Here is a 16,068-nt window from a genome sequence, read left to right as displayed (position 1 = left end):
CGATCGTCGTACGGGCGCCTCAGCGCCGCCGCAGCCACACCGCCCAGGTGAGCACCGAGCAGAGGACGTACGCCACAAGGAAGCCCAGGTACGCGGCCTCCCCGTCGTGGCCGGACTGGAAGCTCTGCCGGAACGCGAGGTTCACCAGCACACCGCCGAAGGCCCCGACGGCCCCGGCGAGCCCGATGAGCGCGCCGGTGCGGCGGCGGGCGTCGGCCTCGGTGGCGTCGGGGTCGGCTCCGGCCGCGACGGCGCGCTGGGCGAGGGCCCGGTAGTGGGCGGGGATCATCTTGTACGTCGAGCCGTTGCCGATCCCGCTGAGGACGAACAGGGCGACGAAGCCGGCGAGGAACAGCGGCAGCGATCCGGCGCGGGAGGCGGCGATCACCACGACCGTCCCGGCGCCCATCCCGACGAAGGCCCACTGCGTCACCCGCGCGCCCCCGTACCGGTCCGCGAGCCGTCCGCCGACGGGGCGCAGCAGCGAGCCGAGCAGCGGGCCGAGGAAGGTGAGGGCGGCGGCCTTGACGGGGGTGTCGAAGCGCTCGTGGAACTGCACCTGGAGCACCTGGCCGAAGGCGAAGCCGAAGCCGATGAACGAGCCGAAGGTGCCGACGTACAGGGCGGACACCGCCCAGCCGTACGGGTCGCGGGCGACCTCGCGCAGCATCCGCCGCTCCCCCGAACTCCCGCGCCGCACGGGCAGGTCGTCCATCCGCCACCAGGCGCCCGCCGCCGCGAGGACGATCAGCGGCAGGTAGAGCAGCGGCAGCAGCCGGGGGTGCGCGGCGCCGGCGGTGGCGAGCACCAGCAGGCCGAGGAGCTGTACGGCGGGCACGCCGAGGTTGCCGCCGCCGGCGTTGACGCCCAGGGCCCAGCCTTTGAGCCGGTGCGGGTAGAAGGCGTTGATGTTGGCCATGGAGGAGGCGAAGTTGCCGCCGCCGACGCCCGCGACGCAGGCCACGGCGAGCAGCGTGCCGTAGGAGACGCCGGGTTCGAGCACGAGGGCGGCCAGTGCGGTGGGCAGGAGCAGCAGGAGGGCGCTGATCACCGTCCAGGTGCGGCCGCCGAAGCGGGCCACGGCGAAGGTGTAGGGCAGCCGCAGCACTGCGCCGAGGGCGGTGGGCAGGGCGGTGAGGGTGAACTTGTCGGCGGGGGTGAGGTGGTACTCGGGGCCGAGGAAGAGCACCAGGACCGACCAGAGGCTCCACACGGAGAAGCCGATGTGCTCGGAGAGGACGGAGAGGACCAGGTTGCGCCGGGCCACGCGGGCGCCGGTGCGGGCCCAGAACTCCTCGTCCTCCGGGTCCCAACTCTCCAGCGCGGCGGATGGCTTGGCGGCGAGCACGGTACTCATGCGGCAGTCTCCTCGGGGGCCAGGCGCACCGGCCAGCGGCGCAGCACGGCGGGGGCGCCGTCGGGGGTGGTGTCCTCGTCGAGGCAGCGGCCGTCGGTGAGGTCGTAGACCTGCTTGTACATCGGGGAGATGAGGGTCGGCCGTTCGCCCCGGCTGCCGAGCAGGCCCCGGGCGAGGACGGGGGCGCCGCTGAACGGGTCGAGGTTGTCGACGGCGTAGAGCACTCCGGCGCGGTCGCGGAAGAGGGCGACCTGGGCGGCGTCGGGCATCAACACGGCGACGCCACGGCCTGGTTGGAGTTCGGCGAGGGTGCAGACGTCTCGCCAGCGGTCGCCGTCGTGGATCTGTACGGTCACGGGGTGAGCACCTCCGGTCGGGCTCCGGCGACGAGCACCGGGGCGTCGTAGGTTTCGAGCGTGTCGTGGGTGCCGTGGGTGCCGTGGGTGCCGCGGGTGCCGCGGGCCTCGAGGGCGTCGAGGGTGCGGCCCGCCTCGCCGGGGCGGGCGGGGCGGATCTGGCCGCGTTCGGGGACGAAGGTCACGGCGGGGTCGGGGGCGCCGGGGGCGTTGACGAAGGAGGAGAAGCGGCGCATCCGGTCGGGGTCGGCGAGGGTCTCGGCCCATTCGTCGCGGTAGCCGCCGATGTGACGCTCCATCAGGTCGTCGAGCTCGGCCGCGATGCCGAGGGAGTCGTCGAGGACGACGGCGCGCAGGTGGTCGAGGCCGCCTTCGAGGCGGTCGAGCCAGACGGAGGTGCGCTCCAGCCGGTCGGCGGTGCGGATGTAGAACATCAGGTAGCGGTCGATGGTGCGGATGAGGGTGTCGCGGTCGAGGTCGGCGGCGAGCAGGTCGGCGTGGCGCGGGGTCATGCCGCCGTTGCCGCCGACGTAGAGGTTCCAGCCGGCGGAGGTGGCGATGATGCCGAAGTCCTTGCTCTGCGCCTCCGCGCACTCGCGGGCGCAGCCGGAGACGGCGGCCTTGAGCTTGTGCGGGGAGCGCAACCCCCGGTAGCGCAGCTCGAGTTCGATGGCGAGGGTGGTGGAGTCCTGGACGCCGAAGCGGCACCAGGTCTCGCCGACGCAGGACTTCACGGTGCGCAGCGACTTGCCGTAGGCGTGTCCGGACTCGAACCCGGCGTCTACCAACTTGCGCCAGATGACCGGCAGTTGGTCGACGGTGGCGCCGAACATGTCGATCCGCTGGCCGCCGGTGATCTTGGTGTAGAGGCCGTGGTCGCGGGCGATCTCGCCGATGGTGATGAGGCCCTCGGGGGTGATCTCGCCGCCGGGCACCCGGGGGACGACCGAATAGGAGCCGTTGCGCTGGAGGTTGGCGAGGAAGTGGTCGTTGGAGTCCTGGAGGGCGCCCTGTTCGCCGTCGAGGATGTGGCCGTTGCCGAGGCTGGCCAGGATGGAGGCGACGGTGGGCTTGCAGACCTCGCAGCCCTCGCCGCCGCTGCCGTGCGCGGCGAGCAGTTCGGAGAAGGTCGCCAGGCCCGTGACCCGGACGATCTCGTACAACTCGGCGCGGCTGTGGGCGAAGTGCTCGCACAGGCCCTTCAGGGTGGAGACCCCGGAAGCCTCCAGCTCCTCGGCGACGACGGTGCCGAGCTGCTTGAGGCAGCTGCCGCAGCCGGTGCCGGCCCGGGTGCACTTCCTGACGGCGGCGACGCTCTCCGCACCCTGTTCGCGGACGGCGGCGCGCACGGCGCCCTGGGTGACGTTGTGGCAGGAGCAGAGCACCGCCTCGTCGGGCAGGGCGACGGGCCCGGCCGAACCCGCGAACCCGGCGGGCAGCACCAGCTGTTCGGGGGCGACGGTCAGCGGCCTGCCCGCGACGGCGAGCGGGCGCAGCGCCCCGTACCCCTCGGTGTCGCCGACGAGGACGCCGCCGAGCAGCGCGCCGTCCGCGCCGATGACGAGCTTGCGGTAGACGCCGGTGCGGCTGTCGCTGTAGAGCACGTCGAGGGCGCCCTCGGCGGTGCCGTGCGGGTCGCCGAAGCTGGCGACGTCGACGCCGAGGAGCTTGAGCTCGGTGGACAGGTCGGCGCCGGTGAAGCCCTTCCCGTCCAGGCCCGCGACCGTACGGGCGGCGGCCTCGGCCATCTGGTAGCCGGGGGCGACCAGCCCGTACACCCGGCCGTCCACGGCCTGGGCGCACTCGCCGATGGCGAACACGGCCGGGTCCTCGGTGCGGCAGGACGCGTCGACGACGACGCCGCCGCGCGGGCCGACGGGCAGTCCGCAGTCCCGGGCGAGCTGGTCGCGGGCGCGGACCCCGGCGGAGAAGACGACCAGGTCGGCGGGCAGTTCGCGCCCGTCGGAGAGGGCGAGGGCGCGCACCCGCCCGTCCGGGCCGGTGAGGACACCGCTGGCACCGGCGCCGGTGTGCACGGTGACGCCCAGGTCCTCGATCCTGCGGCGCAGAGCGGCGCCGCCGCCCTCGTCGACCTGGACGGCCATCAGCCGGGGCGCGAACTCGACCACGTGGGTGGCCAGGCCCCCGGCGCGCAGCGCCCCGGCGGCCTCCAGGCCGAGCAGCCCGCCGCCGACCACCACGCCGGTGGCGGCGGTGGCAGCCTCGGCGCGGATGGCGTCGACGTCCTCGACGGTGCGGTAGACGTGGCAGCCGGGCGCGTCCGTGCCGGGCACGGGCGGCACGAAGGGCACCGAGCCGGTGGCCAGCACCAGGGCGTCGTAGCGGACCTCGGCGCCGGAGGCGGTGCGCACCAGGTGCGCGGCGCGGTCGATCGCGGTGACCGGGTCGCCCAGGCGCAGGTCGATGCCGTGCTCGGCGAGGAAGCCGGACGGGCAGAGCGCGAGGTCCTCGGGGGTGCTGCCGTCGAAGAGGGAGCTGAGGTGGACGCGGTCGTACGCGGGCCGGGGCTCCTCGGCGAGCACGGTGACCCGCCAGGTGCGCGCGGCGGGCTGCGCGGCCCAGGCTTCCAGGAAGCGCTGGCCGACCATGCCGTGGCCGACCAGGACGAGGTCGCGGACGGCGAGGTCGCGAACGGCGAGGTCGCGAACGGTGACGTCACGGACGGCGGGGTCGCGGACGGCGAGGTCGTCGGGGGTCATCGCGGGCCTCCAGTCGAAGTGGCTCCGGTCATGGCGGCTCCTCGGGTGAGCAGGTGCAGGGGGTGGCCGGTGAGGAGGCCGTCGCCGGCGAAGGCGACGGCCAGCGCGTCGACGGCGGCGAGGTCGCCGAGCAGGATGGCGCCGACGAGGCGGTCCCCGCGCAGGACGAGCTTCTTGTAGCTGCCTCGGGTGGCGTCGGTCAGGCGCAGCACGTCCAGGCCCGGGTCGAGGGTCTCGTCGACGGCGCCGAAGGCCGCGTACTCGAGGCCCCCGGTGCTGAGCCGAGCGCGGGGGCGCCAGCCCGGGTAGCGGGCGTCGGGGTCCGCGCCGGAGAGGCGGCGGGCCAGGACGTCGGCCTGGTCCCAGGCGGGGGCGGCCAACCCGGTGACGGCGCCTGGGCCCTGTCCGGGCGACCTTGTCGGATCAGCGCGCGACGTCGGGCGCCCGGCTGGGCGTGCGGCCGGACCGTCCTCGTACTGGACGTACTTGGGCGGTTCGGCCGTGCGTCCAGCCGGGATGATCCGGCGTCGCGCGCCCGGCAAGATCGCCCGGACAGGGCCCAGGTGTTCGGCGCAGTCGCCGACGGCGTGGACGTGCGGGGCGCTCGTGCCCAGGGCGTCGTCGACCAGCACGCCGGTGGCGACGGCGAGTCCGGCGGCGTGGGCGAGCGCGGTGCGCGGGCGGGTGCCGCAGGCGAGGACGACGAGGTCGCAGTCGAGCCGGTAGCCGTTGGCCAACTCGACGGCCTCGACGCGGGATCGCCCGTGCACGGCGCGGGCCCGGTTGCCGGGGTAGCAGTCGACGCCGAGGGTGCGCAGCTGCCCGCGCAGCACCTCGGCGGCCTCCGCGTCGAGGTGACGCTCAATCAGATACGGTGCCTGGTGGACGATTTCGGTGCGGGCGCCGAGCGCGGCCAGCGCCCGGGCGGCGCTCACTCCGAGCACCCCGCCGCCGATCACCACGGCCCGCTTCGCGCCGAGCGCCTCCTCGGCGAGCCGCGTGCCGTCCTCCAGGGTGCGCAGGGTGTGCACGCCCTCGGTCAGGCCCCGGCCGTCCGAGCGGCGCAGTCCGCCTACGGGCGGCAGCACCGGGTTGGCGCCGGTGGCGAGGACGAGTTCGTCCCACTCCTCGGTGCCGCCGTCCGCCAGCCGCAGGGTGCGGGCCTCCACGTCGAGGGCCACCACCTCGCAGCCGGGGCGGGCGTGCGCCGCGCCGAGCGGCAGGGCGATCGACTCGGCGTCGTAGCGCCCGGCGAGCACCTCGGCGAGCAGCACCCGGTTGTAGGGGCCGCGCGGCTCGGCGCCGTACAGGGTGACGGTGCCCGGGCCGCCGAGGGCGCCGTAGCGTTCGGCGAAGCGGGCGGCGGCCATACCGGCGCCGACCACGGCGATCCTCATGACGCCGCCTCCTCGGGCGTCGCGTGACGCGGCGCGGGCTCCGCCCGCTCCACGCGGACGGCGCACAGCTTGAACTCGGGCATCCGCGACACCGGGTCCAGCGCCGGGTTGGTGAGGCTGTTGGCCCGGCCGGCGCCCGCCCAGTGGAAGGGCATGAAGACGGTGTCGGGCCGGATCGCGTCGCTGATCCGCGCCGGGGCGACGGCCCGCCCGCGCCGGCTGGTGACGGCCAGCGCCTCGCCGTCGGTGACCCCCAGGCGCGCGGCGAGGCCGGGGTGCAGCTCGACGTACGGGCCGGGGGCGGCGGCGTTCAGCTCGGGGACGCGCCGGGTCTGCGCGCCGCTCTGGTACTGGGCGAGGACACGGCCGGTGGTCAGGTACAGCGGGTACGCCTCGTCGGGCTCCTCCCCGGCCGGGCGGTGGGTGACGGCGGCGAAGCGGGCCCGGCCGTCCGGGGTGGCGAAGCGGTCGAGGAACAGCCGTGGCGTGCCCGGGTGCCGAGGTGTCGGGCAGGGCCAGAACACCCCGTCCTCGGCGGCGATGCGGGCGTAGTCGATGCCCGCGTAGTCCGCGTCGCCGCCCGCCGAGGCGCGGCGCAGCTCCTCGAAGACCGCCTCGGCCTCGGCCGGGAAGCCCTCCGGCACGCCCAGGCGGGCGGCGAGTTCGCGCAGCACCCACAGTTCGCTGCGCACGCCCTCGGGCGGGTCGAAGGCGCGGCGGCGCAGGATCACCCGGCCTTCCAGGTTGGTGGTGGTGCCGTCCTCCTCGGCCCACTGGGTGACGGGCAGGACGACGTCGGCCAGGCGGGCGGTCTCGGAGAGCACCACGTCGGCGACCACCAGTAGGTCGAGGGAGCGCAGCCGCCGGCTCACGTGCGCCGCGTCGGGCGCGGAGACGGCCGGGTTGGAGCCGGCCAGCAGCAGCGCCCGGACGCCTCCGGGCTGCCCGAGGCTCTCCAGCAGCTCGTAGGCGGAGCGGCCGGGGCCGGGCAGGCTGTCGGCCTCGACTCCCCAGACGGCGGCCACGTGTTCACGCGCGGCCGGGTCCTCGATCGAGCGGTAGCCGGGCAGTTGGTCGGCCTTCTGCCCGTGCTCGCGGCCGCCCTGCCCGTTGCCCTGGCCGGTCAGGCAGCCGTAACCGGCGTACGGGCGGCCGCTGTTGCCGGTGGCGAGGCACAGGTCGATCCAGGCGCCGACGGTGTCGGTGCCCTTGCTGTGCTGCTCGGGGCCGCGCGCGGTGAGCACCATGGCGCTCGGAGCCTCGCCGAACATCCGGGCCGCTCGCCCCAGTTGGTGCTCGGGGACGCCGGTGATCCGCTCGACCCGGTCCGGCCAGTGCGCCATCGCGCAGGCGCGGGCGGCCTCGAAGCCGGTGGTGCGGCTCTCGACGAACTCCTCGTCCACCAGGCCGTCCGCGATCACCAGGTGCAGCAGGCCCAGCGCCAGTGCGAGGTCCCCGCCGGGGCGGGTCTGAAGGTGCAGGTCGGCCAGCTCGGCGGTGCGGGTGCGGCGCGGGTCGACGACGATCAACCGGCCGCCGTTCTCCTTCAGTTCGCGCAGGTACCGCACAGCGGGCGGCATCGTCTCGGCCGGGTTGGCGCCGACCAGGACCAGGCAGCCGGTGTGCGGGATGTCGGCGAGCGGGAAGGGCAGCCCCCGGTCCAGGCCGAACGCCCTGCGGTGCGCGGCGGCGGCCGAGGACATGCAGAACCGGCCGTTGTAGTCGATGTTGGCGGTGCCCAGCACGACGCGGGCGAACTTGCCCAGCAGGTACGCCTTCTCGTTGGTGAGCCCGCCGCCGCCGAAGACGCCCACCGCGTCCGGCCCGTGCTCGGCCCGGGTGCTCGCCACAGCGGCGGCCACCCGGTCCAGCGCCTCCGGCCAGGACGCCGAGCGCAGCGGGGCACCGGGCGCGTCGCGCAGCAGCGGCCCGGTGAGGCGGACGTCGCGGGCGAGCAGCGCCGGCGCCGTCCGGCCCTTGCCGCAGAGCGCGCCGAGGTTCACCGGGAACTCCGGGCGCTCCAGCACCTCGCCCGGGCGGGCCGGGTCGAGCCGCATGCCGCACTGCAGCGCGCAGTACGGGCAGTGCGTGTCGGTGGCGGACCCCGGAGCAGTGGCGGATCCCGGGGCGGCGGCGGATCCCGGGGCAGTGCCGGCCCCCGGGGCGGCGGCGGTTCGTGTCGTGCCGGTCATGCCGAGTAAGGTCGCCGTCCGCCGTTTCGCCGCCGGGTCCCCCGTGTTGCGGGCGCGGTACGCCTCGCTCACACCGCCCGGGGACCGGGGTGCGGCAACGGACATCCGCCGTAACCGCAGCGGCGCTCTCGCTTACCGCCAGGTGACGGCCGGGCAATGACCCCGAAACACGCGCGGCGGAGGCTGACCCGCATGGCCACCCCCACCCCGCCGAAGCCCCCCGCGCCGCCGGGCCCGCTCACCGGCTTCACCATCGGCGTCACCGCCGCCCGCCGCCGCGAGGAGCTCACCGCGCTGCTCACCCGGCGCGGCGCCGAGGTGGTCGAGGCGCCCGTGCTGCGCATCCTCCCCCTCCCCGACGACCGGGCGCTGCGCGAGGCCACCGAACGCTGCCTCGCCGCGCCGCTGGACTACGTCGTCGCCACCACCGGCGTCGGCTGGCGAGGCTGGATGAGCGCCGCCGAGGGCTGGGGCCGGGGCGCCGCCCTCGCCGAAGCCTGCCGGGGCGCGGTCGTGCTCAGCCGCGGCCCCAAGGCCACCGGCGCCGTCCGCGCCAGCGGCCTCGGCGAGGGCTACTCCCCCGCCACCGAGGCCACCGACGAACTGCTCACCTGGCTGCTCGCCCGCCCCCTCGCCGGGCGCCGCATCGCCGTCCAGGAGCACGGGGTACGCCTGGACGCCTTCGCCGCGGCCCTGCGCGAGCGCGGCGCGGAGGTCGTCTCCGTGCCCGTCTACCGCTGGGCGCCGTCCGAGGACCCTGGCGCGGTGCGCCGCCTCCTCGACCAGACCGTCCGCCGCCAGGTGCACGCGCTGACCTTTACCAGCGCCCCCGCCATCACCGCGCTGCTCGCCGCCGCCGAGGAGGAGGGCCTGTACGAGGCGCTGGTGGACGCGCTGCGCTCGGACGTCCTGCCGGTCTGCGTCGGCAGCCTGTGCGCCCGCCCGCTCACCGAGCTCGGCCTGACCGCCGTCCACCCCGAGCGGGGCCGGCTCGGCTCCCTCGTACGCCTCCTCGCCGACGCCCTCCCCGGGCGTTCCCGGCGCGAAATCCCCCTGGAGGGCGTCGTGTTGACGCTCCAGGGCAACGCCGCCCTGGTCGGCGACGCCACCCACCGGCTCAGCCCGCGCGGCGCCGCCGTCCTGCGCGCCCTCGCCGAACGCCCCGGCCGCGTCCTCAGCCGCACCGACCTGCTGCGCGCCGCCTGGCCCGACGCCGCCCCCGACGAACATGCCGTCGAAGCCGCCATCGGCCGGCTGCGCGCCGCCCTCGGCCCGCACGCCTCGCTCATCCGCACCGTCCCCAAGCGCGGCTACCGGCTGGCGGCGGGGTGACACTGCTCGCCGTCGGGCACGGCAGCCGCGATCCCCGGGCTCTCGCCGCAACTCGTGCGCTGGTGCGCCTGGTTCGCTCGATGCGGCCCGAACTCGACATCCGCCTCTGCTTCCTGGACCACGCGGAGCCGTCGCTCTCCCGAACCCTCGCCCAACTCGACGGCCCGCGGCCCGTCGTGGTCCCGCTGCTGCTCTCCACCGGCTACCACGTGAAGGTCGACCTCGCCGCCACGGGCCTGCCCCTCGCCCGGGCCCTGGGCCCGCACCCGCTGCTCGCCGAAGCCCTCGCCCACCGCCTCGCCGAAGCCGGAGCCCCGTCCCACGCCCCCGTCGTCCTCGCCGGCGCCGGCTCCTCCGACCCGGCCGCCCGCGCCGACACCGCCCGCACGGCCGACCTGCTGGCCGCCCGCCTCGGCCGCCCCGTCACCCCCGCGTACCTCTCCGGCCACGGGCCCACCCCGCACCAGGCCCTCGCCGCCCACCGTGCCGCCGCCCACCCCGAAACGGCCCTCGCCACCTACCTCCTGGCCCCCGGCCACTTCGCCCGCCGCGCCGCCGACACCCCCGCCACCTGGACCAGCGCCCCGCTCGGCGCCCACCCGGCCCTCGCCCGGCTCGTCCTCCACCGCTACGACGAGGCCCGCGCCCGCGCCCTCCTCCCGGCCGCCGCCTGAGGGGACGCCGAAGGCCCCGGCGGAATGACGAATCCGCCGGGGCCCTGGCTGTCGCCGGTCAGGGACCGGTCACGGGGTCGGTCCGAGCTTCTGCCAGGCGTCGCCCTTGCCCGGCTCGTCGGCCGCCTTGTTCCACCACTTGGCCCGCCAGTAGAAGCCGTTCCACGACACCGTCGAGGCCCAGGCCCCGTCGGTGTCACCGGCGATGATCCTCGTACCGGCGTCGGTGCCGCTGTTCTCGGGCGCGGCCAGGTAGGCCGGGGTCCGCCACCAGTCGGCGCCGTCCGCGAAACCGCCCAGCGCGTACGACGCGCCGTGCTTGGGCCCGCCGGTGACCCACTGGTCCAGAAGCGGCCTGCCCGCCGTGGCCTGGTCCGTGCTCAGCGGCACCAGCCGCCACCACTGGTCCACCTTTCCGTCGCAGTCCCGCACGGTGAGGGCGCCCCTGGCCGTGGTGGCGCCGAGGCACTGGTCGTGCCCGCTCGACGCGGACTTGACGTGGTACCAGCCCTGGGCGTCCTCGCTCACCGTCCACAGCTGGTTGGCGTTGCCGCTCTGCTTGTCCACCAGGTGGGCGTCGGTCCAGTCGCCGGGGTGGTCGAGGACGTTGCCGCTGTTGCGGTCCTCGATGATCCACTTGTCACCGGTCTGCCAGAACGCGAACGAGGGGTTCGGGTTGTACGCGTGGGCCTGCCAGGCTGCGGCCCGGCACTGCGCCGCCGGGTCCGCCGCCGGCGGGTCGACCGTCGTCACCGCGCGCCGCAGGTCGCCGGTCGACCCGTACTCCTGGCCGCCGATGCGGAAGGTGACGTTCGCCGGGCCGGTGACGGGCAGGTAGTACTTGACGTCGATGTCCCTGGACTTTCCGGCCGGCACGTCCTCGCAGTAGCCGAGCTTGACGGTCACCCGGTGGAAGTCGCCCTTCAGCCCGCCCGCGTTCGGCCCGGTGTGGCCCGGGACGAGGCCGCTCATCGCCTTGAAGGCCCCGTCCTTCAGCACCGGCGGGGTGGAGGTGGGCAGGTCGAAGGAGATCTCCGTCCCCTGGGCGAGGGCCGTCTTCGTGTTGTTGGTGATCCGCAGCTTCGGCTGCATCGGCCACATGTCCTTGGTGTCGGTGGGGAAGTCCACCAACTCGGCCTTGACGTCGATCACCTGGGCCGGCAGGGCCTTGCCGCCGCCCGTGGAGTTGCCGGACGCCCCGGCGCCCCGGAGCGCGGTGTCGAGCCGGGTGGTCAGGTCGTACCCCATCCCCCACTCGCCGTTGGGGCGCTTGGTGTAGTCGCCCGACAGCTCCCAGATCATCGCGCCGCCGATGCCCTTGTCGGCGATGTACTTCGCCTTGGCGTCGATCGACCGGTCGTTCTCGGTGGAGAGGAACACCTTCTTGGCGTCGTTCCACAGCCAGGAGGACTGCAGCGCGTCGGAGTACTTCTCGGCGTAGGCGCCGGTCAGCTTGCCCGCGTCAGAGGCCGGGTCGATCCCGTACGAGCGCAGGTAGCCGGGCACGGTGCCCGCCTGGAGGTTCCTGGTGTGCCACAGCGGGTTGGACCCGGCGCCGATCTCGCGGCCGTCCTCGGTGTCGTGCCAGACGTTGTCGACGCCGGTCGCACCGAGCCCGCACGCCGGGGCGTTGGCCGGGCCCCGGCCGCCGACCCCCTTCGGGCACTTGGACTGGTCCGCCATGACCGAGGTGCCCCACAGGCCGTCGGTGCCGCCCTGCACGCTCTGCCAGCCCCGGGAATAGAAGGGGATGCCGAGGTTGATGCGGCCGGGCGGGAGGGCGCCGCGGTAGTAGTGGTAGGCCCAGTCGAGGTTGAAGTACCCGTTCTTCTGGTAGTCCTTGGTGTTCGGGTCCTGGTCGTTGTAGATCCCGGCGGCGGCCAGCTCGCTGTCCCGTCCGTCGTCGTACAGCGGGGCCTGCGGGCCGACGTACTGGTTCCAGGAGCCGTGCAGGTCGTAGCTCATGACGTTGACGTAGTCCTGGTACTGGAGCGCCTGCCCGGCGTCCAGGCCGCGCACCAGGTAGCCGGAGGCGGACCCGGCCGAACTCAGCAGGTAGTAGCGGCCCTTGTCGGCGCCCGCCCTGTCCAGCTTCTGCCGCAGGGTCTTCATCAGCGCGGTGTAGCCCTGCTGGAGGCCCTTGCGGCGCGGGTCGGAGACGTCCCAGTCGTTGGGGTTGCCGGTGCTGGGCAGGGCGGTGGGGTACTCGTAGTCGATGTCGACACCGTTGAACCCGTACCGGTCGAGGAAGTCCGCCACGGAGTCGGCGAACGTGTCGATCCCCGCCTGGTTCACCGAGCCGTCCGCGTTGGTGGCCATCGCGTAGAACTCGCGGGTGTCCGCCCAGCCGCCGACCGAGATCAGCGTCTTCACCGCCGGGTGCTTCTTCTTGTACGTGTTCAGGAGGTTGAAGTGCCCCCGGTACGGGAGGGACGTGTCCATCGCGTTCCGGTCGCCCTCCCAGGTCAGGCCGGTGGCCGGGTTCTTCGGGTCGTTGGGGTCGCCGACGGAGATCCGGTTGTCCGTGACGTGGGCGAAGGCGTAGTTGATGTGACTCACCTTCGACCAGGGGATGTTGGACACCAGGTACCCGGGGGTGCCGTCCGCCCCGGTGCGCCCCGCGTTGAAGTACCCGACCGTACGGCGGGTGCGGTTGTTGCCGACCCACTCACGGCCGCTGCCGTCGTACACGTCGCAGTAGCGCGCCGTGACACCTGGGGTGACCGCCATGCCCTCGGGGCGGCAGTCGCCGGAGGAGGCGGGCTTGCCGCCCCGGTCGTCGGCCGAGTCGTCGAACGGGGAGCCGGCGTCACCGCTCACGGGCGTGGGCGCGGGCACGGACGGGTCGTTGACCGTCCACTTCTGCGCGCCGCTGTCGTTGCAGCCCCACAGCTGCAGCTGCCGCCCGTCGTCGACCACCGAGCCCGGGACGTCCAGGCACAGGTCGGCGTTGGCGTTCCTCAACTCCCGTGCCGCGGTGCGGTTCCAGCGCTGGGCGGCGGAGCCGTCGCAGGCCGCCAGCTGCACCTTGGTGCCCCAGTCCTTCCCGGCGCCCGCCGCCTCAAGGCACGTGCCGAGGGCCCGGAGGGTGCCGTCGCCCGGCACCGACCACTTCTGGGCGTCGCCGCCGTTGCAGTCCTGGAGCCGGACCGGGGTGCCCGGCGCCGTCGCGCCGTCCTTGACGTCCAGGCACCTCCCGCTCAGTCCCTTGACCGGCCCGGGCGGCAGGCCGCCCGGCGGGCGGTGCATCTCCTGGGGGATCCGGATGACGGAGTCCCTCGAGGAGAAGATCGAGTTCCGGAAGCCGTACCAGTCGTCCTCGATCATGCCGGCCGACATGGGGTCGTCGTCCACCGTCCCGGGACGGACCACCATGCTGACGTAGGCGCCGCCCTTGATGAACACCGTCTCCAGGGGCGGTGCGTTGTCACCGATCTGGGACTGGGGCGGCGAGAAGGCCGCATCCAGGTCCGACGTGAGGCGGGCCCTCGCCAACTGGGACCAGTTGTCCTTGATGGGCTTCGGGCCGTTCACGATCCTGTCCCCGGAGCCGCCGACGGCGACCTGGAGGAGGAGGTACTGGTCCCCCTTGAAGAGGTACGCCTGGCTGCCGGTGACGGAGACGGCGGTGTCGAGACCGTTCGCGAAACCCGTGCCCTTCAACGGCGTGAAGGCGTCCCCGATCGGCATCGGGCCGGTCTGGACGGAACAGCCCTGCAACGTCCGGCCCTGGGCGTTCTTGCCGAGCCGCAGGCGCAGGTAGCGGTCGCCCCGGAACAGCAGCAGGTCGTCCGGGTAGTCCGGCAGGCGCAGCGCCGCGTCCACTCCGGTGGCGAACCCCGTGCCGCGCAGGGCCGGGCAGTCCTGGACCGTGCTGCGCGGCTTGCCCTCCAGCGCCCACGGCCAGTCCCGCATGCCGCGGTCGCCCGTCATGTACTGGTAGTTGGGCCCCTTGAACAGGATCGCGTGGGCGCTCACGTCGTCGATGGACACGGCGGCGTCGATGGCCTTCGGGTGGGTGGTGCACACGCCCGAGGCGGTGCCGGTCGTGCCGGAGGTCAGCTGGAGGGTCCGCCCTCCGCAGCCGGCCGCCCCGACGTGCACGACCGCGAGGAAGGACAGGGCCCTGCCTATGGTGAAGGGGACGTTGGTCAACCTCTGGTCGAGGGGCCCTGCGTCGAACGCGGACCTGAGATCGCCCTCCGGATTGTCGTCGTTCCAGGCGAGGACTCGCTCGCTCAGCGCATCCCAGCGGTTGACGAGCCAGCCCCCGGTGATTCTGCTCCGTATCTCCGGTGTGAGCGTGAGGTCGTTCGGCACCACGCTGTCCCGGGCGTCGTACACCGAGGGATGGCCGTCCGACGTACGCGTCGCCAGCGCGCGAAGGATGTTGTCCCGGATCACCTGGAACCGGGCCGCTTCGGACGCGGCCGTGGCCAGCATGGTGAGCGCCCCCTTCAGGGCCTGACGGGAGTTGTAGTCCTCCCTCGCCCCGCGTAGAGCGTCCAGGGCCTCATGAAGCGCCTGTTGGTCGATCCTCACGTCGTTCGGATCGAGGAGGCCCTGCTTGTCGTTGTACCTGTCGCTGTACCCGAGGTCGACGGTCCTGTAGCCCTCCTGGTCCGGAGCGTCCGTCCCCCGCATGCGGAAGAACAGCGCGGGCCTGTTGTGCTGGGCCGGCCGCAGGAAGCCCATGATGTACAGGTCGCTCCGGCGCATCACCAGAATGGGCGGCACGTCACCCATGGTCGGGTCGAGCCGTTCGAGCTTCGTGAGCGGCACCTGGATGTATCCCGCCGTCGTCGCATTGATGCTGGTGACGTCGTGCTCCACCGCGTCCTGGGCCGCGATCAGCGAAGCGCTCGTGTCCGCCCGCAGCTGGTCGATGAACTCCCTGTACCGGGTCGCGTACAGCCTGTCCTCGTCCGTCCCGTCCGCCGCCACGGCGCTCAGCGTGGGCATCGCCGTGAACGCCAGCAGCACCGCCATCCCGATCGCCGCCACCCTCATCGGCCACCGCCACCGGGGGCGTGCCGAGGGGAACCTGACTGTTCGCATCTCCACATTCCTTCGCGTCACCGCCCGCACCACGGGCCCGGCCACGCTAGGAACGGCGCGTCGACGCCGGATACACGCCGCGTCAACGCCCGGCGGCGAACGCCAGCAGCCGCTCGTTGACCAGCTCCGGGCGCTCCAGGTTCAGCCCGTGGCCCGCCCGCTCCACGATCTCCGCCCGTACGCCCGGGACGAGCCCCGTCACCCGCTCCACCACCTGACGCGGGCGCAGCAGCGCGCTGCGGCGGCCGACCAGCACCAGGACCGGCAGGGCGATCGAGGCCAACTCCTCGTCCGTGAACGGCCGTGCGGGCGGACGCGAGCCGGGCTTGTAGCTGCGCATCGCGAGCATCAGCGGGGCGATCATCTCGGGCGGCGCGCTGAGCGCCGGGTTCGCCAACAGCCGCCCGAGCGCCGGGCGGTAGCGCCTCGGGGCGAGCATCCCGAACAGCCCGCCCACCATGTGCGCGTAGAACCGCGCGGGCACCTTCTCGATCCCGCCCGGGTCGAGGGCCGTGACGGAGGCCACGCGCTCCGGGTGGTGGATCGCCTGGTTCAGGGCCAGCCACCCGCCGTACGAGACGCCCACCAGGTGCACCCGCTCCAGCCCGAGGCCGCTCAGGACCTCGCCGAGCCAGGCCGCGTTCTCCTCCGACCCTTCGGCCACGACGCGCTGGACGCTGCGCCCGGGGTCGTCCAGGGTGTCGACCGCGTACACCGGGTGGTGCTCCCCCAGCGCGGCGACCTGCGGGTACCAGTTGGACGGGTGCCCGGCGTGCCCGTGCAGTAGCACGACCGGCTCGCCGGCCGCCGCGCCGTAGCGGTGGACGTGCACCGTCCCGTACGCGGTCTCGACGTCGAGTTCCTCGCGCGGGCTCGGCCACAGCTCCATCGCCCGGTCGTACGCCTCCAGGAACTTCGCGCGAGAAGCCTCGCTGACGAAGTGTCCGACGCTGGTCCTGGTCATGATCCCTCCCGGTTTTGA

At 74.1% G+C, this 16,068-nt stretch carries 9 protein-coding genes; 2 read left to right on the top strand and 7 right to left on the bottom strand.

What is annotated here, in order from left to right:
* Positions 1 to 19: 19 nt before the first annotated feature.
* The 5 genes from IH61_RS0119685 to IH61_RS0119665 are packed head-to-tail and all read right to left on the bottom strand — an operon-like array spanning position 20 to position 7,887.
* The gene (locus IH61_RS0119685) at positions 20 to 1,357 is read right to left on the bottom strand and encodes a nitrate/nitrite transporter (RefSeq protein WP_031071552.1); all 1,338 of its coding nucleotides are present in this window, start codon (positions 1,355 to 1,357) and stop codon (positions 20 to 22) included.
* Positions 1,354 to 1,713: a nitrite reductase small subunit NirD gene (gene nirD / locus IH61_RS0119680; protein ID WP_031071551.1), complete on the bottom strand. Its 360-nt coding sequence runs from the start codon at positions 1,711 to 1,713 to the stop codon at positions 1,354 to 1,356. The genes IH61_RS0119685 and nirD overlap by 4 nt, the downstream gene beginning before the upstream one ends.
* Positions 1,710 to 4,433: a nitrite reductase large subunit NirB gene (gene nirB, locus IH61_RS0119675; RefSeq protein WP_078911248.1), complete on the bottom strand. Its 2,724-nt coding sequence runs from the start codon at positions 4,431 to 4,433 to the stop codon at positions 1,710 to 1,712. Before nirB ends, nirD begins: the two co-directional genes overlap by 4 nt.
* Positions 4,430 to 5,830: an NAD(P)/FAD-dependent oxidoreductase gene (locus tag IH61_RS0119670; protein ID WP_051837486.1), complete on the bottom strand. Its 1,401-nt coding sequence runs from the start codon at positions 5,828 to 5,830 to the stop codon at positions 4,430 to 4,432. The genes nirB and IH61_RS0119670 overlap by 4 nt, the downstream gene beginning before the upstream one ends.
* Positions 5,827 to 7,887, bottom strand: a complete 2,061-nt coding sequence (locus IH61_RS0119665; protein WP_051837484.1) for a molybdopterin oxidoreductase family protein — start codon at positions 7,885 to 7,887, stop codon at positions 5,827 to 5,829. Before IH61_RS0119665 ends, IH61_RS0119670 begins: the two co-directional genes overlap by 4 nt.
* Before the next feature lie 327 nt (positions 7,888 to 8,214).
* Here IH61_RS0119665 and IH61_RS0119660 point away from each other — a divergent pair, with 327 nt between their 5' ends.
* The gene (locus IH61_RS0119660) at positions 8,215 to 9,354 is read left to right on the top strand and encodes a uroporphyrinogen-III synthase (RefSeq protein WP_031071547.1); all 1,140 of its coding nucleotides are present in this window, start codon (positions 8,215 to 8,217) and stop codon (positions 9,352 to 9,354) included.
* On the top strand, positions 9,351 to 10,028 hold the full coding sequence (locus IH61_RS0119655) for a sirohydrochlorin chelatase (RefSeq protein WP_051837481.1): 678 nt from the start codon (positions 9,351 to 9,353) through the stop codon (positions 10,026 to 10,028). Before IH61_RS0119660 ends, IH61_RS0119655 begins: the two co-directional genes overlap by 4 nt.
* 69 nt (positions 10,029 to 10,097) lie before the next feature.
* Here the strand turns inward: IH61_RS0119655 and IH61_RS43050 are convergent, their stop codons facing one another.
* Entirely contained in the window at positions 10,098 to 15,086 is a 4,989-nt protein-coding gene (locus IH61_RS43050; protein WP_078911246.1) for a glycosyl hydrolase family 18 protein, read from the bottom strand.
* 82 nt (positions 15,087 to 15,168) lie between these two features.
* Complete coding sequence (locus IH61_RS0119645; RefSeq protein WP_031071542.1) at positions 15,169 to 16,050, bottom strand: alpha/beta fold hydrolase; 882 nt, start codon at positions 16,048 to 16,050, stop codon at positions 15,169 to 15,171.
* Between the last annotated feature and the right edge of the window lie 18 nt (positions 16,051 to 16,068).

This window comes from Streptomyces sp. NRRL WC-3742, from assembly GCF_000720635.1.
Lineage (GTDB): Bacteria > Actinomycetota > Actinomycetes > Streptomycetales > Streptomycetaceae > Kitasatospora.
Note: the sequence above shows the minus strand (reverse complement) of the source record. Positions and strands in the feature narration are given on the sequence as shown.

Bases quoted from the DNA above. Each gene is read 5' to 3' on its own strand.
- nirB (WP_078911248.1), bottom strand. From the start codon at position 4,433: ATGACCCCCGACGACCTCGCCGTCCGCGACCCCGCCGTCCGTGACGTC.
- IH61_RS0119670 (WP_051837486.1), bottom strand. From the start codon at position 5,830: ATGAGGATCGCCGTGGTCGGCGCCGGTATGGCCGCCGCCCGCTTCGCC.
- IH61_RS43050 (WP_078911246.1), bottom strand. From the start codon at position 15,086: ATGCGAACAGTCAGGTTCCCCTCGGCACGCCCCCGGTGGCGGTGGCCG.
- IH61_RS0119645 (WP_031071542.1), bottom strand. From the start codon at position 16,050: ATGACCAGGACCAGCGTCGGACACTTCGTCAGCGAGGCTTCTCGCGCG.
- IH61_RS0119685 (WP_031071552.1), bottom strand. From the start codon at position 1,357: ATGAGTACCGTGCTCGCCGCCAAGCCATCCGCCGCGCTGGAGAGTTGG.
- IH61_RS0119665 (WP_051837484.1), bottom strand. From the start codon at position 7,887: ATGCGGCTCGACCCGGCCCGCCCGGGCGAGGTGCTGGAGCGCCCGGAG.
- IH61_RS0119660 (WP_031071547.1), top strand. From the start codon at position 8,215: ATGGCCACCCCCACCCCGCCGAAGCCCCCCGCGCCGCCGGGCCCGCTC.